Genomic DNA, 22,180 nt, shown 5'->3' on the forward strand with positions numbered 1-22,180 from the left:
GGCTTCTTTTGTTTTCTGAGTAGCATTATTGACACCAATATTACATTTGAAATTTATATTTTTGCGATAATGCTTTACTCTAAATCTAACCTACTGATTTATAGATTTTTTGCATTGATAAAAACGGCTTTCAATATATTAACAGTATGTACGGCAATCTTTAGCTTCAGTGCTAGCGCAAATTCGCTGCCGGAGCGAATCGATAAGTTTGTTGATTCGTTTAGCAAGGACCAATTCAGTGCATCTTACGATATTCGTATTATGCAGTCGGATTACCCGACTCGTTTAATTACGCCAGATTCAATGCTGCCTCAGACGTCGTCATATCCATTGCGTGATATTCAACGTCTTTATCAACTTGCACAAAACTGTACCGGAAAACTGCCTCTCAGCCCCTTAATTACTGAACCTCTCGTATTTACGAGAGCCGTGTGTAAAGGGACAAAACTGAGTGAGAAGTGGTTTGCCCGCAGTGGATTAATTCATCCGGGCGGCGGTACTTATGCAAAGCGTTATGTAACTCTGCACCCTGAAAGGCAGGAACAGCTGCAGCAGTACATGCATATAAAAGAGCGTCCGTTGGCACCAAGAGCCACATTGCTTGGTCGCCTACAACGCATGAACGAAGAAACGATTCTCGCCTTGCTTTCGGGTTCAAGCATGTTTCTTGAACAAGGTGAAATGTGGCTTCGCCAAAATGACAGTTACTTAGTATTTCCAGAGAGTGTATGGAAAACAAATGCAGACGATGCAGGGCTAAGCGTTCAGTTAAAAAGTGAATCAAACAGCTGTTTCGTACAACGAGGCAACCTGTGTTGGGACGTAGAGGACCACTCCCAGATATTGAGAATCAGCATGGTGGTGCTGGTAATAGCCAATATTTTGCTGGTACTCGGTTGGTCTGTATATCGCTGGAACACCAAAAGACAAGAGATGAAGAGCAGAATGTTGATTCTTCAGATACTCACACATGAACTTAGGACCCCGATCGCGAGTCTATCTTTAACAGTGGAAGGATTTCGCCGTGAATTCGAGAAACTTCCGGAGTCTGTTTATGACGAGTTCAGAAGGCTGTGTGAAGACTCTCGTCGTTTAAGACAGCTGGCAGAAGCCAGCAAAGACTATCTACAGTCAGACAATAAGCCACTGGCGACGGAATGGGTACCGTCCGTCAAAGAGTGGTTAGAGTTTAAAGTAGAAGAAGAATTTCATGGAAAGATTGAGTTTACGATCAATGGAGACGTAGCAGCAAAGCTCAATGTCTATTGGTTGGGAACTTGTATCGATAACCTGATCCGCAATGCCACAAAATACGGCGTTGCCCCGATAGTGCTGGATGTCAGCACTGATAACAATTTGATTACCGTTAAGGTTATAGACCAAGGCGAGCTCACTCAAAAAGATTGGCGACAATTACGTAAGCCTTTTGTTAGCAAAGCTGGTCTTGGTTTAGGCTTAACTATCGTTGAATCTATGGTTGGAAGAATGGGCGGAAAAATGTCCCTTATAGGTCCACCTACAACGTTTATATTGGAGATACCTTGTGAAACAGACACTGCTTCTTGTTGAAGACGACAAAAATCTGGCCGATGGCCTGTTAGTAAGCCTGGAACAAGCAGGATATGAGTGTTTTCACGCTGAAATGATTGCTGATGTAGAGCAATATTGGGAAAAGGCTGACTTAGTAATTCTTGACCGTCAGTTACCAGATGGTGACTCAGTGGAGCACCTAGTTGGATGGAAAGCGATTAAAGATGTGCCTGTCATTCTGCTAACGGCGCTAGTAACAGTCAAAGACAAGGTAACAGGCCTTGATGCGGGAGCGAATGATTACCTGACAAAACCATTTGCTGAAGCAGAGCTGTTCGCCCGTATTCGTGCTCAGCTACGCGCACCTGAATCTGATGCGCAGGATGACAGCAAGGTCAAAACTCAGCACCTTGTTATCGATAAAGCCACTCGTGAAGTCTTCTACAAAGACGAATCGATTACTTTAACAAGAACCGAGTTTGACTTGTTACTGTTTTTGGCAAGTAACCTCGGACGAGTCTTTACCCGTGACGAACTACTCGATCACGTATGGGGCTATAACCATTTCCCAACAACCCGTACCGTTGATACTCACGTGCTTCAACTCCGTCAGAAGTTACCTGGGCTTGAGATTGAAACGCTACGTGGCGTTGGTTACAAAATGAAAGCCTGATGAAAATCAAAGCCTTACTAATAGGCGTGCTACTCAGCACGCCTGCTACAGCCGCTAACATTCCTTGGTTTGAGAGTAATTCACCTCTTACACAAGCTCACAGGTACCTGCTCAATGATGATTTACCGGCGATGTTTTCGTCGTTGGTAGAAGTTTGGCAGCAGGAAAAGAATAGGGCGATCTCACCTCATTTAAACGAACTATTTCAGCAATCTCTGCAAGTTGATTGCGGCAAGGGCCTAGATTCAAAACCACTTCCTGATTGGATCAAGGGAGTGACTGTGCGTGCTATAGAAACACAAAGTCCTGGTCGAGATTCCTACCGAGCACTTATCGAAGTTGCCTCCCGAAAAGATGTTGCTGATATTTCCTTAACCCGTTGGGTACAAAAAAGTATTTCGACAGACAATTCATTTGCCGCACTTGCGGAAACTGACGACGAAGTAAAATCATACGTCAAACGCTATAACCTCAATAGCAAGATTCCAATGGGTTTATACCGGCTAGATGTAACGGCGAAAGACCAAACATCTTGGAGCTCTTGGTTAGTCTTTGGAGAACCGAAAGCCAAAGTAACTATACGTTGGCAGTCTAAAGATCAATGGCGAGTTGAACGCAACGCATTGTTAAACTCTCATTGTCCACTACCTAAACTCGACACGGCACTTTATGACTACGTTGATGGCCAATATAACAAAGTGTGGGGTGCAACCTATGAATCTGATTATCCAACTGCATTAGAGCCCAATCCCGTCGATCCTGGCCGATACGTTTTAGCAGTTTCGATGACCCACCAAAGATGGCAAGGCCCAATAATTGTTGAACAGTCCCAAATAATTAGTAAAACATACGACGTTTCTATAGAGGAATAATTAAAGTTAGGACACAATAGGGCGATATAAACACAAGGGATCAAAAAGTTTATATCGATATGAAAAATTCAATAAAAATCTTATCGTTGTCTATCGCGTTGGCTTCCACAAGCTCATACGCAGCCACCTATGCAATCGAAGCACGAGGCGACGCAATGGGTGGAGTTGGGGTTGTTTCTGCAAACTTCTTAACAGCGCCTTTTTACAACCCGGCAATTACAGCGATTTATCGACGCAATGACGATGTAGGGATGATCATTCCTTCATTTGGCTTAGCTTACAATGATGAGCACGAGATGGTTGATGGCTTAGATCAAGCCGCAGACATTATTAACAGTGCAGTAAGCAGCAGTAGTATCTCTTCAGAAGATGCGGCACGTCTGCAAACCACTCTTGATGGTTTAGAAAATGATATTGCGAAACTCGAAATAGGTGGCGTAGTCGCTTTTGCTATTCCAAACAGTTTTATTGCAGCCAATCTTTTCGGCAAAGCTTATGCCGAGTCATTTGCTCAAACCGATATCTACACCGGTGCTAATACAGGTAACAGTGACTTAAACACCGCTGTTAACGCAGAGCTCAGCGCAGTCAACGCTGTTGCTATTGGGGTAACTGAAGTTGGCATTTCTTTGGCCAAGTATCAAACCTTCCTCGGCCAACACATTTCATTCGGCGTCTCTCCAAAAATACAGCGCGTATACACCTATGTTTATAGCGCGAACCTAAATAATTACGATATCAAAGACGTACGAGACAATGGCACTGGCGAAACCATGTTCAACATGGATGCTGGTTTCCTTTGGTTCCACGGACCTTTACGCGTTGGTGTGTCAGCGATGAACTTAGTTTCTCGCGATATCATGACGCAGGAACTTCCGGCTCAAACTCTTACATCAAGTATTGATGGAAGTCAGTCTAGAACTATTCCTGCAACTTCTTACGCCTATCAGATGAAACCACAATACACAGTTGGTGTCGGGCTAGTCGCGGATTACGCAACATTAAGCGTCGATTACGATATCAATGAAGACGAACGCTACACGAACTTCAATGATAATACTCAATATGTCAGAGTCGGCGGTGAAATCGATATTATGCGTCAACTTAAGTTAAGGGCAGGGTGGCGACGTAATCTCGCCTACGACAATCTAGACGACACAATCACTGCTGGTATTGGCTTATCACCGTTAAACCTTTTCCAGATGGATATTGGTGCAAGTTATACCAACGAGAATTCAATGGGCGCTTATATAAACTTCTTGGGAAGTTACTAGAAGCTCTGGCGATACGCATTGAATCGTAATATAGTCGGCTCCTAATTTTTGTTAGGAGCCTTTTTTATGCTAGATGATTTTCCGCCTCTTTCTCATGAGGAACAACAGAAAGCTGTCGAAAAAATCCAAGAACTGATGGCGCAGGGAATAAGCACCGCGGAAGCCATTAAAATCGTCGCAGAGGAAATCAGGAAGAAAACCTCCCAGAACGACTAATGAAAATGAATCGAGAATAAGAGAGCAGGAGACTGCTCTTTTTTTATGTCTGAAGCAAATATTTCGCCTAAATGCATCACTTAATTCTCAACAAAAAACAAGATCGAAAGCCAGCCACAAACAAAACAAAAGAGTAGGAAGTTAAACATTTTCCTTGATATACAACCACTTATGACAGAGTTATATCCTTGCCAAATAAAGACTTAAAAGTTAGATGTAATTATATTACAGGACTTTGTAGTATGTCTGTAAGCGCTCACTATGATGCCAGATATTATTTTGTTTGGTGATACTGTCACAAGGGAGTGAATTGTGAATTAGATATGTGAAAGTTAACGATCAAGCAATGCAGAACTACCATTTGTACTCTGTAAGTAACAGTGTTTGTAGCTAGTAAGCTTTTACGTTGCCTTAATCAACCAAGGTACATTCAATATCTAGTATTGTGACAATGTCACATGTTGTTGCTCAGATATGTTTAATGGAGAGTTGTAATCTCTTTCAATTGTTGATTTGATGGTTCCGATTAGATTTCAAATTTCGAAGGTAAAGTTTTGGCTATCTACATTAAGAAAGCGGGAGTGGAATACTCTAAATCAATTAGTGAGCTTATTACGCCACTTACGGACAAATATGTTTGCCCAACATGCGAAGAGTCATTTCGAACTGTACTGTTAGATTCGATGGCACCGGATAAGATCCGTGAATACCAAGAAAGCGATTATCGATATCACGTCGCTGAAAAAAGCGATGGTACTATAGTCGGAGTGATCGGCATGCGTGAAGAAACACACCTCTACCATTTGTTTGTCTCTGACGACTATCAAGGCCAGGGGCTATCGCGAAAATTATGGAAAACCGCTATGTCAGATGCAAAAACAAGAGTCGAAGTAACGTCTTTTACTGTTAACTCAGCAGTTAATGCCGAACATGTTTATCTGAATTTTGGCTTCAAACGTATTAACGGTGTAAGAAACCGCGGCGGCATGGTGGACATTCCAATGAAACTCACTCTTGAGTCAAATTAGCCAGATCAAATAAGGTGTCCAATGACCCCAGAATCTATAACTTCATTTCGACCGTTGTAGACTCTACGATCACTTCATTTTCGTATCGCTTTAAAGGGCTCATCACAGAGTTGTGATTGTAGATAGCGCGGTATTGAGCAAGCTTCTTTCTTAAGGGCACGTAAATCAAATGGTTATTAACGCTCTCGACTTGAAAACCCAATAACAAGTTCAGCTCATAAGAAATTGAGTATTTGCCATTTTCCAATGGGACTAGTTTGAACCAAGAGTTACAATCGACTGCCTGTTGATTGATCTCATTAATAACGCCTTGACTCAGGTTTTCATATTCACCGTTATTTTCACAAAGGCGGAACCTCATTTCTATTGGCTCAGCATCAACGTTCAATACAATTTTTCTATCGACTTCATCTTTACGCGTATAAGTAAAGCTTATCTTTTTTCCTTTTGCGTTTGGCTCGCCAATCACATGCTCATACTCAACATTCTCTATGAAATTTGGTTGTAGTTGAGGAGTGTTGCTACAGCCTACAAAAAGAAGCGTAACGAATATAGTGAGGAGCTTTTTCACAGAGAAACCATTAGAACAACTTAGAAACTAGGACGCATTCTCTCATAAGTGCATTGCTTCATACTAGTTTTAGACACTAAATCAATAATATTGAATAGGTGAGATTTATTGGCCATGTGTCTGAATATCAAACTCTAACAACGTACATATTGCTTACACCATTAGTGCGCATTATGTAGGTTATGTTAAATAATATACACAAAATAGAAAGCGCCTGTTTGAGCGCTCTCTTCTGTTATCTGGTAATTCTCAAATTCAACATAATTGGATTTACCATAAAATACCTAATAATCAGTTAGTTTAATCAAAGATTATCCAAACTGTTATTAGATCAGCCACCGGCTAGTTTTACAGTAAGGCCTTTCTTTTCAAGGTGCGCTTTAATTTTGTCTCGAGCGTCACCTTGTATTTCTATATTGCCATCTTTCACTGAGCCACCACATCCACAAACCTTTTTTAGCTCAGCAGCAAGTAATTTAAGCGGCGCGTCATCAAGATCTAACCCAGAAACAATACAAACACCTTTGCCTTTTCGACCTTTAGTTTGGCGTTGGATACGCACGATCCCATCACCTTTAGGTCTCTGGGCTTTTTCTTCTTCAGGTTTAATACGACCAACATCTGTGGAATAAACAAGACTCATGAATAACTACTTCTTCTGTTCGGCTTTTTGCTTAGCCAGCAAGTATGCCTCTATATGCTTCTGAATGGCAAGCTTTCCACCTTTAATTAACTTGCCATTGAAGAAACAATACCAAGTGTTAACTTCACCGGTATCATTTTTAATGGTATAGCCATGAAAGTTTTCTTGTGATGGAGAACCCTCAGCCTGTTTTTTATTGCCTAAAGAACCAAACTCTTTTGGATCTATAATAGTGGCAGTATCACAAAACCAATCAATGCTCTTTTTTACTGCAGGCATACTTCCAGATAAAACATGATTTTTAATCTGAACTTGCCATACGTCGGTAGAACTTCCAGCAGTTTTTAGGGTGAACCCTCGATATGTCGCAGCAGCCATAATATTTTTTATTCTATTAATCAGTTAATTTAATAATAATTGTATATTGCCCTTAATCAAGTATCCTGAATAAGGATAATATCGTTATAGTGCGCTTCGATGAAAAAAAACATTAGAGCAATCACAGATTTAGCTACAAGAAATCGATTCATTAGACAGTTTACTCAATGTGTGACCATAGACACAATGAACTCACTGACAGGCAGTCAGTATTCGAATAACTCTTTGTTAGCATTAACAAAAGACTGGAATCTTTTCTCCGAGTATTGCCAGAAGAAATCTGTTAATGCTCTACCCGCTTCTACCGCTGCCGTGCGCTTGTTTCTTGAAAGGGAATCAAGGCAAAGAAAATATTCCACCTTAAGGCGTTACGTGGTAACAATATCACTTGTGCATAGAGTGCTAGAAATGAGTGACCCAACCGCACACTCTTCCGTCCAACAATCTCTAGCCGCATTAAGGATTGAAAAGTCTGGTGACGCCCATCCTACTGTCCCGTTTGAACGAAAGCATCTTGAAGCGTTGACCCAAAAACTGGATAACAAGCCTTCTTTAAAGGTAGTTCGAGATCTTGCGATTTATCATCTTATGTTCGAATGTATGCTGAAACGTAGTGAGCTTAAAAAGATGTCACCAGCCGACATCGAGAAAAATAGTGAAGGTTTAACAGTTCACGTCGGTTGCTCTAGCTACCCGCTTTCCCAGCATGGCCAAAAGTATTTATTGCGATGGCTAAGCAAACTTCCCGTTCAAAATCCTTACTTATTCAGTGCGATAGATAAGCATGGGAATATTGGTGTTGAACCATTGAATGATTCTTCCATTTATAGAATTTTGCGTGCTGCGAGCGACAAACTAAAACTAAACGTTAAGTTTTCTGGTCAATCGTTAAGAGTTGGCGCAGTAAAAGAATTGTCTCGTAAGGGAGTGAAAGCCATTGATATTCAGCATTATGGTCGATGGCTTAGCCCTGCGATGCCTTATCAGTATTTGGGAAATAAGGTCACCGCAGAAACTGAAATGATGGTGTTTAAACGCTTTAAGCCGTGGTATTAAAGTGAGCTCTTGACGCAATCAGCAAGAAATTCTGAGAACTTTAGCCCACTATGCTCAACCATTTTCGGGAACATCGAAATTGGTGTCATTCCTGGGAAGGTGTTCACTTCATTCAAGTACACATTTCCTTCTGGAGTTAAAAAGAAATCAATTCGAGACAAGTGACGTAGTCTCATTTGTTTGAACACTTTCTCAGAAGCTTGTTGGATAATAAGTCGTTGATCGTCTGTAAGATTCGACGCTTCAACATCTGTTGTCGAATGACTATCTGCACTGTATTTCTCTTCGTATGAATAGAACGTGTCTTCTGGAGCTTTAATTTCTCCCGGTGGCGTCACATGCAATTGGCCTTTATATTCATACGCTGCAACCTCTAACTCGCGGGGCTTTACTGCTTTTTCGACTAAGACTTGATCTGAATATCCAAACGCATCATTGATTGCTTTTTGCAGTTGATCTTTTTCTGTCACTTTATAGCAGCCAACAGAAGAACCCTGTCTTGCTGCTTTAACGAATACACTTCCCCACTGCTCGAACGCTGCTAAGCTTTGATCATATGCCTGCTTATTATTCTCTGACAAAAAGATATAAGGCGTATTTGGAATGGAAAGTGCGTCGTACCAGAGTTTGGACGTGATTTTGTTAAAGCTATTCGTACTTGCTTCAGGTCCACAGCCTAAATAAGGAATGCCTGTAAGTTCGAGCATCGATTGGATATCACCAGTTTCCCCCGGAAAGCCATGAATACATGGAACAACAAAATCCAATTTTGTTGCATTTACTTCAGAGTTCAAGGTTCCAGCGTTTGTATCGAGATAAACCAGTTGCTCACCTTGATACCAACCTTCAGGTTTCATTTCTACTCGAATCACCTCAAAGTCAGGTGTTAGCTCAAGTTGGGATTGTACGAAATCTGCTGAAACGAGCGACACTTCATGCTCAGCGGAACCGCCACCACAAAGTAGTAAAATTGTTGTATTCGCCATTAAGGATCTTTCCGTGAAATAACAGAGGGATTAGTAGAGTTAATCATAATAAAAACTCGGCAAGGATTCATCGATTTAACCGAATTATGACCGTTCTGACAGTTTGTTTGATTGATTAATACGCATTAAAAAAGGGGCTGATGCCCCTTTTTATGAAATTAGTTAAGCTTATTCAGCGTTGGGAACTCGGAGTTCTTAATCGCATCAATACTCTTAACGAAAGGTTTCATGTCTTGTAGCTCGCCTGGCAGTTTAGAAATGGCTTTCTTCGCATCAGCGCGAGTGGCGTAGTCACCGTAAAGGACTGTGTACCACTTTGTGCCGTTGACGACTTTATAGTTTTCCCACACTGGCTCGCCATCACGTGGTAGTTTACGTGCAAACTGGTCCACTTTGGTTTGGCTACCAACCGCAACAACCTGAATCGTGAAACCATAACGTGGGTTCATCGCTTTTTGTTTTGCTGTTGGAGGGATAATCGCGACTGCTGGCTTAGCCTTCTTCTGAGGTTGCATAGTAGTCATTTGCTTCTCAGCCATCGGCCTTACAGTTTTAACCGCTTCTTCCGTGACGCCGTTGGTAACGCCTTGCTCTGAAACAATCGGCTTTTCTACTGCCGCTGTTTTGTAATCCTCACGATAGCTTTCAGAGGACACGTCAGTTACGTAATCACTCGATACACACGCTGAAAGCACCACTGATAAGCCAACTATTGCGATTTTTTTCATGAATTCTTCAAATGCCTTTTGTAGAAATTACTGTAAATCATGCCGTTAGATAGGATTAGAATCAACCCAACATTCTAATTATATATCAATACACTGTGACACATGGCACAAAGTCGGAGTCACGTCAGGTGATCTGATTAAAACAACGCCTATTTAACTCTGAATTCGTTTAAGTGCTTGGTTAATATTAGCTTAAACGCTGAATGTCGGAGTGTAGAAATGAATAGTCTAAGCCACTTGCTTAAACCAAAGTCAGTCGCTGTTGTTGGAGCTTCGACCAGAACGATGCGAGCAGGCAATATCGTTATGAAGAATCTTCTTCAAGGCGGATTCGAAGGTGCGATTATGCCCGTCACCCCACGTTATAGTTCAGTGTGTGGCGTTCTTGCTTATAAAGATATCGCGTCTCTTCCAATTACACCCGATGTCGCTATTTTATGTACAAACGCGAGCCGGAATTTAGAGCTCTTCAAACAACTCGCGGATAAAAGAGTTAAAACGGTTATCGTGTTATCAGCGGATATGCACTTAGCGACCGATGAAGGCATCAGTATTCAAGATGCCTGTCTTACCATCGCTCAGCAGTCAGGTATTCGGATATTGGGTCCAAATAGCCTTGGCATTATTCTCCCCTGGCTCAACTTTAACGCGTCTTTCTCACCAGTAACGGCACAGCAAGGAAAGATAGCCTTCATCTCTCAATCGGCAGCTATGTGCACGACGATCTTAGATTGGGCGAACGACAAAAACATTGGCTTTTCAGCTTTTATCTCTCTAGGTAACGCTTCCGATATCGACTTCGCGGACTTACTCGATTATCTAAGCACTGACTCCCACACTGAAGCCATATTGCTCTACGTAGATACGATTAAAGACGCCAGACGATTTATGTCTGCAGCTCGTGCCGCCTCACGAAATCGTCGAATTCTAGTGTTAAAGGGGGGAAAAACCTCCGCAGGTAGATTGGCCGCTCAAGCACATACCGGCGGTGACGATACGCTCGACATTATCTATGACTCCGCAATTCGCCGTACAGGCATGCTAAGAGTAAACAATTCCCATGAATTGTTTGCTGCAGTAGAAACACTCACCCACTCAGTTCCGCTTCGGGGTGAACGTTTAGCGATCATTACTAATGGCGGTGGCCCTGCAATCATGGCAGTTGATACATTGTTAGTCCGCGGTGGCAAATTAGCGGCGCTGCCCGATGACGTCGTGGACAAACTGAGCAATGTGCTCCCTTCAAGTTGGAGTTATAACAACCCTATCGATCTGGTAGGTGATGCAGGACATCAGCGCTACATCGACACACTAAACATTTTAATGGACAGTGACTGTGCAGATGCCATTCTGATCATGCACAGCCCCTCAGCGATTGCACACTCAGAGCAAACGGCCTTAGCGATTGTGGAAGCAATTAAAGGGCATCCTAGACATAAGCGATTTAATATTCTGACCAACTGGTCAGGTGAACTCACCGCGAGACCTGCTCGTCAGATATTTACTCAAGCTGGCATTCCTACCTACCGAACACCGGAAAGTGCTGTCGTCGCGTTCATGCACTTAGTTGAGTACCGGAGAAACCAGAAGCAGTTGATGGAGACTCCAACTACAGCGGAACCAGTGCACGTTGGTGAATTAAACGAAGCCAAAAAGTGGATAGATGAAAAGCTACTGGATAAAGATACAGTAGCTTTGGATACTCACCAAATTGGCCACTTTCTTAAGCATTTTGATTTTAATGTCCTACCGACATGGATAGCTTCTGACGCTAGTGAAGCAGTTCATGTTGCTGAACAAATCGGATACCCCGTTGCTGTTAAGCTACGTTCCCCTGACATTGCTCATAAGTCAGATGTGCAAGGTGTAATGCTAAATCTACGTAACAGCCAAGAGGTCGCGAGTGCTTCTCAAGCTATACTCGATAGGACTAAGCTCTCTTACCCTTCAGCTCATATACACGGCTTGTTAGTACAGGGCATGGCGAAACTTGCCGGCGGCGAAGAAATTCGAATCAAGGTTAAAACCGATGAAACATTTGGCCCCGTCATTTTGATTGGGCAAGGTGGCTCGGAATGGGATGAGTCGATTGACGCAGCTTCAGCGTTGCCTCCACTTAACATGACGCTCGCACGCTATTTGATCGTTAGGGCCATTAAGAGCGGTAAGATACGCCCGCAGAAACTGCCCGTTCCGATGGATATTCAAGGACTCTCAGAATTATTAGTTCGAATTTCCCAGATGGTGGTAGATTGCCCTCAAGTACATGAACTGGATATCCATCCAGTACTTGCGATTGGAGATAGTTTTACGATCCTAGACGCAGATTTAGTGCTCAAAGAATACCAAGGTGATGCCCAGAAACGCTTAGCCATTCGTCCTTACCCTGTTGAGTATGAAGAAAAGATAGAATTGAGAGATGGCGACACGATCTTAATGCGCCCTATTCTTCCCGAAGATGAGCCTGGTCATGCAGACTTCATCAACAATGTCTCTAAGGAAGATTTATACAAACGATTCTTTAGCGATGTCGGAGAGTTTAATCATGAGGCTTTGGCGAACCTAACACAAATTGATTACGACCGTGAAATGGCGTTTGTCGCGGTGGCTAATTATGATTCAGAACCTAAAATCATCGGTGTATCGCGCGCATTGATTAACCCAGAAAATACGGATGCTGAATTCGCAATATTGATTCGCTCGGACTTGAAAGGGAAAGGGCTGGGTAAAATTTTGATGAACAAAATCATCGCCTATTGCCGACACAAAGGCACGAAGCAAATATCTGGAATGACAATGCCAACCAACAGAGGAATGTTGATGCTGGCTCAGAAGCTCGGTTTTAAGCTGGATGTGCAGTTCGAGGATGGCGTTGCTGACATGGTTTTACCATTAAATGAACCGGTGGATCGTGGGTGATCCACCAGCTTCAACAGGATCACTCTTTAAGTGGCCAATTCTTTTTTAGGTATTTGATACACCAAGATTTTGCTTCACCCATCTGATTGCGTTTCCAAGCCAGAATGATATCTATTTCAAATTCTTCAGTATCTGAGATTTGAGCTAACGACCCTTTCTCTATTAATTCTTGGGCAACCGATTTCGGCAATGTTCCGATTCCCAAACCTGACTGCAGGGCATCAACCTTAGCCGACAAATTTGTTACAGTCAGTCTCGGTTGTCTCTGGAGGATATTTACACTAATTGCTGGCTGCTCTCTCGCCGTATCGGCAATTGCAATAACTCGATACTTGGCTCTGGCCTCTTCGTCAAACGGCCCATTTCGCTTGTGGACGTAATGGTTCGGTTCCGCAACCCAAATCATTTTCATCGAACCAATCGATTCAGCTTTGACATCAAGCGATAACGTTTCCGGTTTTGGGCAAACCAATAGATCTGCCCTACCTTCATCGAGTGATTCCCAACAACCCGCTAGGATTTCTTCTTGTAGTCGGATCCGTGTTGAGCTGACATTCCCTAGAGCATCAACCATAGGGAAAAAGTTCTGAACAGGCACAATACCATCGAAAGCGAGTGTGATATCGAGCTCCCAACCATTAGCGAGAACGCTAGCATCATTAACCAGTTTTTCTGTTGCAGACAAAATGACTCGCCCTCTTTCAAGAATCAGTTTTCCTGCTTCTGTAAAAGTGGCTTTATGGCCAGAGCGGTCAAAGATCATGATATCGAGATCTTGCTCAAGCTTTTGAATCTGATAGCTTAATGACGATGGCGCCCGATCGAGCTCATTAGCTGCTGCCGCGAAACTTCCTCTGCGATCTATCGCATCAAGGATATGCATCGCCTCTAGTGTTATTGGACTTTGCAATATTATTCTTCCTATTAATACACTCAATGAATAACGTGATTTAAATCACACCATCGACACGTAAGTCGAACCTTTACAATTGTTAACAGAATGTTCATCTGTTTGTATTTTAAAGATTTATCTCTAATTGAAACGCAGATCGGTAAAAAAGCCATCAATTACCAATAATGCGAACGATAGTAATTATCATTTAGATCCTATAGAGTTCTTTGCGTTCAAACATAAGCCTAATTATGGATTTAAAGGTAATTACAACAATGTATAAAAAATCATTATTGTCAGCTTCTATTGTACTCGCCCTAGCGCCGAGTGTGCATGCTGAAGAGTATGCACTATTTGATGAAGTAGTGGTATCCGCTTCACGTACAGAACAGCAACTTGAAGATGTTGCTGGATCGGTATCTGTTGTTACAGATAAGCAAATTGACAAAAATCTAGCTTCTAACGTTGATGACGTACTGAAATACACACCGGGTGTTGACGTCATTTCTGATGGACGAATGGGTATTCAGCAGATAAACATTCGAGGTATGGAAGGTAACCGAGTTAATATTTTAGTCGATGGTGTAGCCCAACCGTACCTTTATGACCAATCTTATACATTCATCTCTTCAGGTCGTATTGCGTTAGACACAGATATGATTAAAGCGGTCGAAATCGTTAAAGGTTCAGCTTCAAGCTTATACGGCTCAGATGGTATTGGCGGTATTGTTGCGTTCCAAACTAAAGACCCAAGCGATTTCCTAGGTGAAGGAGATGGGTTTGGAGGGCAAGTAAAATTAGGCTTTGCTTCTCGTAATGATTCTTTCACTGAAAATGTTGTTCTAGCTAATCGTAGTGGTGATTTAGAAACACTCGTCGCATATACTCGCAACGATGCAGGCTTGACAGACAATTTTGCTAATGGTGACTATCAGGATTACTCACCAAAAGACTTAGACTCTAAAGCCGACAATGTTTTGGCTAAGGTTCAGTATCAAATAGATACCGCCAACAGAATAGAGTTTACTGGTGAGTTCATTAACGAGAATAGTAAAGGTGACATCCAACATTCGTCATTCCCTACATTCAACAGTGATGATACTACCGAACGTTCACGCTTAAGCCTTAAACATATTTGGGAAGGCAGCACGAAACTTGCCGACTCGGTAACATCGCAGGTTACGTGGCTATCTCACGAACAGAACAATGTTACTGACCGTGTTGGAACTTCGTTTGGTAGCGCTGTAAATGAAATAAAAGACTATTCTTACGAAGATAAAGGCATTCAAGCAGATTTGCAGGTAAATAAATACCTATCACTTGAATCTTCCGAGCACTTCTTTACGTACGGTCTGGCTTATACCAATAAAGATATTACCAACTACAACAAAATCATTGATCGCTCTAACAATGACCAAACATCGGTATACTTTTATCAACCTGATGCGACCGAAACCAGAATTGGATTGTTCGTTCAAGATCAGATTTCACTCCTTGAAGATAAGTTAGTTGTAACCCCTGGTTTACGTTGGGACAGATTTGAAACTAAGCCTGATAGCTCCACTGAAGGTATACCTTCAGGACAAACTTACGAGACAAACACAAGTTCAGCGCTTACCGCACGTCTAGGAACAGTTTATTCTTTGGATGACGAGTCTAAAGTCTTTGCTCAAGTAAGCCAGGGGCATAGAGCCCCTACGTTTGAAGAGTTGTATTACTCAATGCCAGGTCATGGTTACACAAACGTACCAAATCCTAACCTAGAAGCAGAAGAAAGTATTACGTACGAAACAGGTTACCGTTATACAAACGACTTCTCTCGTTCAGAAATTGCGGTTTTCTATAGTGATTACAAGAACTTCATTGACGTCATAGACATTGGCTCTGGCTCATCTGAGTATCAGCACCAAAACGTTGGTAAAGCGACAATTAAAGGCATTGAGTTCTCAAGCCGTATTGCTATCAGTGAAGTGTTCGAACTACCTAAGGGCATCTCTACTAACTTTGCCGCTAGCTACACTGAAGGTGAAGATGGTGAGAACAAGCCGCTTAATTCAGTAAATCCGTGGAATGCTGTCGCGTCATTGGATTACGATGCACCTAGCCAGACATGGGGTACAAGTATTGCAATGAACTACTACGCAGAGAAAAAGCTATCTGATATTAATGTTGATCCTGATAACAGTACTCGTACTCCTGATGAAGTCGGTACGCCTAGCGCAACCGTTATTGACCTAACTGCATACTACCGCCCTATTCAAGATCTCACGCTAAGAGCAGGTCTTTTCAATATTACTGATAAAGAATATTGGAAATGGAGCGACGTTAGAGGCGAAGGTGCGCTGCATGCGGATGACACTCAAGCAGGTCGCAACTGGGCAATTACTGCTAAGTACGAATTCTGATAAATCCAACACACTGTCTATAATTCAAAGCCAGCTTTATGCTGGCTTTTTTTGACCTTTCAACCAAAGATAGCTAAACGCAAAAAACAAAAAAGCCCCCGAATCTGGGAGCTTTCATAGTTCATTCAAAAAAAGATAACAAAAATGTTATGAATGAAACGGTAATTATTTTGAGCTTGTCATCTCTTTCTTAACCATTACAGCTGACGTGATGATGAAAGCGATGATGAGACCTAGCTCCATTGATAACCCCTATTGTTTGCAAAGTTGATAGACTGGACTAATTTTTGAACAGCGACATTCTAACACTTTTAAAATTCAATGATAGCTCTTAACGATATTTTTACGATTTTTATCGACTAAGATCAAAATCGGTGCGCCTAGCCTCATTTTCAACAGAATTCCCAGTCAATATTACTGTTAATTTTGTTAAAAGATTATGCTAAATCAGCCCTACTTCATAGTGACTTTTCCGCCAATAATTTTGTATGCGGGAGCACCTCTAATCAATGCTTCTCTCGCAAATTCACGACCACATTCAGGACAATGGCACGCCAGTTTTGTGTAATCTTCGACAATACGCTCTTTAAAACACTTCACCAGTGCCCCTTTACCACCCTTTCGGTATTTGAAGAGCTGAGATTTGCACTTGGAGCAATAGATATCGACGGTTTTACTGGGTTGCTTCTTATTCGGCTTTGCCATTTAACACCTCTGAATCTTCGCTTAGCTTCTCTGGTTTCAGCCAAACCTGACTAAAATCAAACCAACCGAGCGCATTACATTTTGCGTTTTGCAGCGAGCCACATTGGTCTTTACTGATTCCCAACCAGCAATGAAACATAGGAATGATCTGCATTTTTTCTACAAGAGATTTTCCTAAGTCTTTTGCTGGGAAAACGCTATTTTCTTCTGCTTGCCAAACCTCAACAAGGCTAGACCAATATTTAAAGTCTTCAGGCTTACTCAACTGCTCAATATCGCTATAGTTAAGTAGCCAGCCAGCTAAGCCATCTTCGCGATTGTTAGCAATACCCATCGGTTTGACCCAAATATCAACATCATCAATATCCGGTAGAGTGATGTCATACTTAATAAGCTCAACTTCTAGGTTATCTTGCTTCAATAACGACTCAATACACTTTACCAATGTTGGAAACATTGGGTGTTGTCCGTGGTATGCGATCGTTACTTTTCGGTAGGAAGGCGGTGACGTATAGTGCCCTTGCCTAGTATGGTGATACCAGCCTGGCTTCAGCCCATGTGCAGGTAGCACACCTAATTCCACTATCTTTTCCTGAGGAAGTTCCTGATATAGATTCAGGGATCCAAGGCGGTGACTGAAGTAATTCGCCCATTCGTCAGATTTCGCTAACCCACTACTACGGTTGAGCAACAAATAGGTACAGCCTGGGTCAAGCTCAACTTCATCACTGTAGGTTCCTGTTTCAGGTTTAATTGGATTCGTCATACTCGGAAATACCATTGATGAATGAATATCATCAATTACCCAGACTTCTACACGGTCCATTAGAGGCCTGAAACCAAAATAGCCATCAAAAGCTTGCAAAACAAGCCTTTTGTCATCATTTTGAATTACTTTGTAAGGCCCTGTTCCAACCGGGTTTATGTCGTAATCTTCCGCTCTGGAGTTCTCTGGTAATAGGACTTTAGCATCAGATTCAGACAATAATAGTGGTAAGTGGAAGTTATTCTTTTTAAGAATCACATCAACAACGCAACGGCCTGGGCTAACCACATCTTCTATATGTGAGTACAGGTTTTTGCTCTTTAGTGCGAGTAGTGAGTTAACAACCATGTCCGTTGTTAGGAGGTCGCCGTTGTGAAAACGGACATTTGGTCTGAGGTAGAACCGCCAATGCTGAGGAGAGAGCATCTCCCATGTGTGGGCAAGATCAGGACAGAGCTTCTCACTGTCATCAAGGCGAGTCAGCCCACTAAAGATTTGACGAGCAATATGCTGCTCTGAACGACGAACTGGCTTTTCAGGATTGAGCATGGATAGCGGGCGATAGTATGGCAATCGTAAGACTTGTTGCCCTTCTAGCTGCTGCACGCCCAAATAACTTTCAACTACTTGCGCAAGTTTCGCAGAGTCTTGGTCCAGTACTTTAAGCGCTTGGCCAATTTTCCCTTCTTCAAGATATCGCCTAGCGAGGTTTTCGCTGACATCAGTACGACTGCGTTTGAAGTTAAGTTGAGAAAGCTTCCCTCGCCCCGGAGAAGGATGCCATTCGATCCACCCTTCCTCTTCCATTTTGTTGAGTACGATGCGTGCGTTACGTCTAGTACAAAACAGAATCTCGGTAATTTCTTCAAGTTGAACACCACAATCTTTGCCATTGTAGTGTTCAAATAAGGTTTCAAATTGAACACGAAGTCTGGGGCTACTCATAAAGAGGAAATCTCAAATATATATGACCAGACTAAGTTTCCTTATTTATATCGAAGAAGCAAGTACGTTTTAGGGTTATTGAATATCGATCCCGATTTCGTTTGCGATTTTGAGCAGTTGTTGTTCGTTATCAAGCTTGATAGACCATTTGGTCTCAGAGCCATTGGCAGCAATAACGTTAGCACCTCGACCGATAAGTTGAATTGCATCCACCTGAGCCTGCAATGTGATCATGTGTTCTGTAGCAACTTTCACCACAATTTCATGAGACGTGACGATGATTTTTCCGCTTTTAAATTCAACAACCATTATTGGTTAGCCTTAAGAGATTGTTTAGCGTTGCGTTTCTTCTTTACTGCAATGGTAAGACGACTGGTACACACTAATCTTTCTCGCTCATCAGTAATATTGATTTGCCATACTTGCGTAGAGATACCGAGATGAATCGGCTCCGCTCGGCCTATGACCTGGCCCTCTCGCATTGAGCGAATGTGGTTGGCATTAATGTCCAGCCCGACGCAATAGGCATCATCTTCAACACAAAAGTTTGCCGCAACAGAACCTAAGGTTTCAGCCAACACTACCGAAGCACCGCCATGCAGCATTCCCAACGGCTGGTGGGTGAAATGACAGACTGGCATTGTGGCTTCAATGAAATCTTCGCCAACTTTGCTATAAATGATCTTTAAGTGATCTATCAAAGTATTTTCAGATGTCGCATTCAGACGTTCAAGGTCAATAGGTCGTTTCCAGATAGTCATATAAGTACTCGTGATGATTCGTTACAAAGCATTGTAACCTAATGGTATGATTAGAAAAATAATAAGAGTGAAACGGAGCGTTCCATGCATAACTGGTTGAAATATACAGCCTTAGCTACCGTTGTAGGGTTAGCGGCCTGCACCTCATCGCCAACAGGACGAAATCAATTGCTGCTTTTTTCTGATCAAGACATGAGTGCTCTCGGCGCCCAGTCTTTTGAACAAATGAAGCAGCAGCAAAAAATAAGCAAAGACAAAAAGATAAACGCATATGTCCAGTGTGTCGCGAAAGCCGTCACGCAGCAAGTTCCTCAACAACCAGAGTTTAAAGATTGGGAAGTTGTGGTTTTTGATAGTGACCAAGTCAATGCTTTTGCACTGCCTGGAGGTAAAATTGGCGTTTATACTGGGCTGCTCAAAGTCGCGAAGAATGAAGACCAACTCGCGACTGTCATTGGTCACGAAATTGCACACGTTCTCGCTGACCATAGTAACGAGCGTCTGTCTCAGTCCCAGTTAGCCAACGCCGGATTACAAATCACCAGTGTGGCTTTGGGTTCTTCTGAGTACGCTCAATACCAAGGTGCGACAATGGCTGCTTTAGGACTTGGACTGCAATATGGTGTTTTACTGCCCTATGGCCGCACTCAAGAATCTGAGGCAGACTTGGTGGGGTTAGAGATCATGGCAAAAGCGGGCTTTGATCCAAACGAGAGTATCAGCTTGTGGCAGAACATGGCGAAGGCCTCTGGAGGAAAACAGCCGCCAGAATTATTGTCGACCCACCCTTCTCATGGGACTCGCATTCACGACTTGTCAGAAAAAATAAAATCACTACCGCACTACAACGTGAAAAAACCAAACTGTTCTTAAAAAAATGGGGAGCAACGTGCTCCCCATTTTTATGTTCCCAGAATCATCAGTGGTAAACGCAGCAACTGGTCACCAGTTCCGGCAAAATACCAGATGATGCCAATTAAACCTGCGACTAACGACAGATACCAAACAGCAGCAACAACCTGACCATAACGATCTAGCGGTAATAGGTGGCTGTGATGTCGACCACGCCATTCAATAACAATTTCTAGCGTACCCATGATAAGCAGAAAGCCGAACAGTGTAAGGCCTAAAGAATAGCTCAGCGCAACACCACCTAGTGCGGCAGCTGTACAAAGGGTTATCCCCATAAGGCTGTTCATAGAAAAGCTGATGCTCTTCAAAACATGGCCACCATCAAGAGGCAATATGGGGAGCAAGTTGAAAAGATTTAAGAATGCATTAAACACCGCTAAACCGGCGAAGAACATCTCTCCTGTTATCCAATACAGAACAACTAGAATCAACGATAGTACAAATCCAAACATTGGCCCCATAATCGAGATCACTACGTCTTGCCAACGCGTGTTGATCTTCTCGTCACTCAACGCTAAACCGCCAAGAAAAGGTACTAAGTAGATACCTTTGGTTTTCATTCCAAAGTACTTCATTGCTTTAACGTGGCCGTACTCATGGAAAACTAGGCAAGCAATCAACGCTAAGGCAAACTGAAATGAAAATAACCATGAATACGCTGCGAGGCTCGCAGAAGCCAACACCACCTTGATCAATTTTGCGCTCTTAAGAGCTTTCATTCCAAGTGACAATAAGCCAATTAGGCTAAATCTTTTCTCTGGTTCCGGTGGAGTAAAAGGTGTCTGCTTTTCTATATCTTTGGTGTTACGGCTCCCTTGAATCACAAGCTGCTCATTCAATGTCGCTTTATACTCAATCATGAACGGTTGCCATTCTAGAGATGTCTCAAGCCGACAATTCAGCTCTTCTTCACCATTGAGGAGTTTAAATTCGTGCGCAGACTCTTTGCCACGCTCTGAATCCGCGTTAAGTTGGGAGACTAATTGGTTGTCCCAAAAGAGTTGTTGCCACCCAGCAAGGGAGCCTTCCAAGCGTAGAGGCTTACCTAAAAAATCAATAGAAAGCAGTTCCAATGTGTGTCCTAAATATTTGTTATATAAACGCCGCTCATTATGCCGATTGTTATAAAAATGGTAAAGAATAGGGATTAAGATAGTGACAATGTCACACATATAAGATAACTATTGCGGGAATAATCCGCTAAATCAAGGCGGTTCGTACTCTACAAAGCCAATACCCCTTTATTTTCGATGGATAAAGTGGATAATAGCGCCCTTGATTTAATACCTATTTATATGTGAGCCCATTATGTCTTCAGAAGCGACCATGCTAGAACGTTGCCAATCTAAGTGTGAATTGTGCAGTGCTGAATCTCAGCTAACCGCCTACGCCGTTCCACCACACAGCCATGTGACTGTGGATCACGCTATTATGGTTTGCGACACATGTCTTGGTGAAATTGACGAGCCTAAAGACATCAACCACTGGCGTTGTTTGAACGATAGCATGTGGAGCCAAGTTCCAGGTGTGCAAGTCACAGCATGGCGCCAGCTAACGCGCTTAAACAGCGAAAGCTGGGCACAAGATGCGCTAGACATGATGTACATGGAAGAAGAGCAAATGAACTGGGCCATGATTGGTATGTCTGCAGATGACAAACCACTTGATTGCAACGGCGTTGAACTGAAAAAAGGTGACGACGTAACGGTAATCAAAGACCTGCCAGTACGTGGTACTAACCAAGTCATCAAGCAAGGTACGGTCATCCGCGGTATCAGCATTGGCGACGATCCGAAACTAGTCTCTGGTAAAGCGAACGGCGGTCAATCTATGTACGTTATCGCTGAATACTGCCGTAAGAAGTAGTTATAAATTGGTGATTTTTCTAAGGGCGCTATTCAGCGCCCTTTTTAATGCGCT

22 protein-coding genes are annotated in these 22,180 nt (G+C 42.6%); 11 read left to right on the forward strand and 11 right to left on the reverse strand.

Annotated elements, in window-relative coordinates; translation table 11 throughout:
- Nucleotides 1-69 precede the first annotated feature (69 nt).
- The 6 genes from vxrA (at nucleotide 70) to VIC_RS15650 (ending at nucleotide 5,593) form a co-directional block, all read left to right on the forward strand.
- Nucleotides 70-1,569, forward strand: a complete 1,500-nt coding sequence (gene vxrA, locus VIC_RS15630) for a sensor histidine kinase VxrA (RefSeq protein ID WP_006960995.1) — start codon at nucleotides 70-72, stop codon at nucleotides 1,567-1,569.
- Nucleotides 1,544-2,203, forward strand: coding sequence for a response regulator transcription factor VxrB (gene vxrB / locus VIC_RS15635; RefSeq protein ID WP_006960996.1), 660 nt, complete (start codon nucleotides 1,544-1,546; stop codon nucleotides 2,201-2,203). Before vxrA ends, vxrB begins: the two co-directional genes overlap by 26 nt.
- Nucleotides 2,203-3,075, forward strand: coding sequence for a DUF2861 family protein (locus VIC_RS15640; protein ID WP_006960997.1), 873 nt, complete (start codon nucleotides 2,203-2,205; stop codon nucleotides 3,073-3,075). The genes vxrB and VIC_RS15640 overlap by 1 nt, the downstream gene beginning before the upstream one ends.
- Before the next feature lie 59 nt (nucleotides 3,076-3,134).
- Nucleotides 3,135-4,349, forward strand: a complete 1,215-nt coding sequence (locus tag VIC_RS15645; protein WP_019274601.1) for a conjugal transfer protein TraF — start codon at nucleotides 3,135-3,137, stop codon at nucleotides 4,347-4,349.
- A 66-nt stretch (nucleotides 4,350-4,415) separates the two neighbouring features.
- Entirely contained in the window at nucleotides 4,416-4,565 is a 150-nt protein-coding gene (locus VIC_RS26335; protein ID WP_006960999.1) for a YoaH family protein, read from the forward strand.
- A gap of 554 nt (nucleotides 4,566-5,119) precedes the next feature.
- Nucleotides 5,120-5,593 carry a GNAT family N-acetyltransferase gene (locus tag VIC_RS15650; protein WP_050778631.1) on the forward strand — a complete coding sequence of 158 codons (474 nt, stop codon included), beginning with the start codon at nucleotides 5,120-5,122 and terminating at the stop codon, nucleotides 5,591-5,593.
- A gap of 34 nt (nucleotides 5,594-5,627) precedes the next feature.
- On the opposite strand, the gene VIC_RS15655 is transcribed toward VIC_RS15650, so the two are convergent.
- The 3 genes from VIC_RS15655 to VIC_RS15665 form a co-directional block, all read right to left on the reverse strand.
- Nucleotides 5,628-6,164 (reverse strand): hypothetical protein, encoded by a 537-nt coding sequence (locus tag VIC_RS15655; RefSeq protein WP_080555939.1) that lies wholly within the window; start codon nucleotides 6,162-6,164, stop codon nucleotides 5,628-5,630.
- 331 nt (nucleotides 6,165-6,495) lie between these two features.
- Nucleotides 6,496-6,807 (reverse strand): stress response translation initiation inhibitor YciH, encoded by a 312-nt coding sequence (gene yciH / locus VIC_RS15660; RefSeq protein WP_006961002.1) that lies wholly within the window; start codon nucleotides 6,805-6,807, stop codon nucleotides 6,496-6,498.
- Between the two features lie 6 nt (nucleotides 6,808-6,813).
- Nucleotides 6,814-7,185: a DUF3319 domain-containing protein gene (locus tag VIC_RS15665; protein WP_019277817.1), complete on the reverse strand. Its 372-nt coding sequence runs from the start codon at nucleotides 7,183-7,185 to the stop codon at nucleotides 6,814-6,816.
- 99 nt (nucleotides 7,186-7,284) lie between these two features.
- Here VIC_RS15665 and VIC_RS15670 point away from each other — a divergent pair, with 99 nt between their 5' ends.
- Nucleotides 7,285-8,241, forward strand: coding sequence for a tyrosine-type recombinase/integrase (locus tag VIC_RS15670; protein WP_006961004.1), 957 nt, complete (start codon nucleotides 7,285-7,287; stop codon nucleotides 8,239-8,241).
- On the opposite strand, the gene VIC_RS15675 is transcribed toward VIC_RS15670, so the two are convergent.
- Nucleotides 8,238-9,227, reverse strand: a complete 990-nt coding sequence (locus VIC_RS15675) for a D-alanine--D-alanine ligase (RefSeq protein WP_006961005.1) — start codon at nucleotides 9,225-9,227, stop codon at nucleotides 8,238-8,240. The genes VIC_RS15670 and VIC_RS15675 overlap by 4 nt on opposite strands.
- A gap of 158 nt (nucleotides 9,228-9,385) precedes the next feature.
- Entirely contained in the window at nucleotides 9,386-9,955 is a 570-nt protein-coding gene (locus VIC_RS15680) for an SPOR domain-containing protein (protein ID WP_006961006.1), read from the reverse strand.
- A gap of 219 nt (nucleotides 9,956-10,174) precedes the next feature.
- Between VIC_RS15680 and VIC_RS15685 the strand changes: the two genes are divergently transcribed.
- A complete protein-coding gene (locus VIC_RS15685) occupies nucleotides 10,175-12,874 on the forward strand; it encodes a bifunctional acetate--CoA ligase family protein/GNAT family N-acetyltransferase (protein WP_006961007.1) in 2,700 nt (899 codons plus the stop codon).
- A 19-nt stretch (nucleotides 12,875-12,893) separates the two neighbouring features.
- Here the strand turns inward: VIC_RS15685 and VIC_RS15690 are convergent, their stop codons facing one another.
- Nucleotides 12,894-13,784, reverse strand: coding sequence for a LysR family transcriptional regulator (locus VIC_RS15690; protein ID WP_006961008.1), 891 nt, complete (start codon nucleotides 13,782-13,784; stop codon nucleotides 12,894-12,896).
- 257 nt (nucleotides 13,785-14,041) lie between these two features.
- Between VIC_RS15690 and VIC_RS15695 the strand changes: the two genes are divergently transcribed.
- Nucleotides 14,042-16,171 (forward strand): TonB-dependent hemoglobin/transferrin/lactoferrin family receptor, encoded by a 2,130-nt coding sequence (locus VIC_RS15695; RefSeq protein WP_006961009.1) that lies wholly within the window; start codon nucleotides 14,042-14,044, stop codon nucleotides 16,169-16,171.
- A gap of 453 nt (nucleotides 16,172-16,624) precedes the next feature.
- Here the strand turns inward: VIC_RS15695 and VIC_RS15700 are convergent, their stop codons facing one another.
- The 4 genes from VIC_RS15700 to VIC_RS15715 form a co-directional block, all read right to left on the reverse strand.
- Nucleotides 16,625-16,876, reverse strand: coding sequence for a hypothetical protein (locus tag VIC_RS15700; protein WP_006961010.1), 252 nt, complete (start codon nucleotides 16,874-16,876; stop codon nucleotides 16,625-16,627).
- Nucleotides 16,860-18,587: an SgrR family transcriptional regulator gene (locus tag VIC_RS15705; RefSeq protein ID WP_006961011.1), complete on the reverse strand. Its 1,728-nt coding sequence runs from the start codon at nucleotides 18,585-18,587 to the stop codon at nucleotides 16,860-16,862. The genes VIC_RS15700 and VIC_RS15705 overlap by 17 nt, the downstream gene beginning before the upstream one ends.
- A 75-nt stretch (nucleotides 18,588-18,662) precedes the next feature.
- On the reverse strand, nucleotides 18,663-18,896 hold the full coding sequence (locus tag VIC_RS15710) for a DUF3389 domain-containing protein (protein ID WP_006961012.1): 234 nt from the start codon (nucleotides 18,894-18,896) through the stop codon (nucleotides 18,663-18,665).
- The gene (locus VIC_RS15715) at nucleotides 18,896-19,348 is read right to left on the reverse strand and encodes a hotdog fold thioesterase (RefSeq protein WP_006961013.1); all 453 of its coding nucleotides are present in this window, start codon (nucleotides 19,346-19,348) and stop codon (nucleotides 18,896-18,898) included. The genes VIC_RS15710 and VIC_RS15715 overlap by 1 nt, the downstream gene beginning before the upstream one ends.
- A gap of 84 nt (nucleotides 19,349-19,432) precedes the next feature.
- Here VIC_RS15715 and VIC_RS15720 point away from each other — a divergent pair, with 84 nt between their 5' ends.
- On the forward strand, nucleotides 19,433-20,221 hold the full coding sequence (locus VIC_RS15720; protein ID WP_006961014.1) for a M48 family metallopeptidase: 789 nt from the start codon (nucleotides 19,433-19,435) through the stop codon (nucleotides 20,219-20,221).
- 29 nt (nucleotides 20,222-20,250) lie between these two features.
- On the opposite strand, the gene VIC_RS15725 is transcribed toward VIC_RS15720, so the two are convergent.
- Nucleotides 20,251-21,333: a site-2 protease family protein gene (locus VIC_RS15725; protein WP_006961015.1), complete on the reverse strand. Its 1,083-nt coding sequence runs from the start codon at nucleotides 21,331-21,333 to the stop codon at nucleotides 20,251-20,253.
- A gap of 235 nt (nucleotides 21,334-21,568) precedes the next feature.
- On the opposite strand from VIC_RS15725, the gene VIC_RS15730 reads away from it, so the two are divergent.
- A complete protein-coding gene (locus VIC_RS15730) occupies nucleotides 21,569-22,126 on the forward strand; it encodes a PhnA domain-containing protein (protein ID WP_006961016.1) in 558 nt (185 codons plus the stop codon).
- Nucleotides 22,127-22,180: the final 54 nt, after the last annotated feature.

The organism is Vibrio coralliilyticus ATCC BAA-450, assembly GCF_000176135.1.
Lineage (GTDB): Bacteria > Pseudomonadota > Gammaproteobacteria > Enterobacterales > Vibrionaceae > Vibrio > Vibrio coralliilyticus.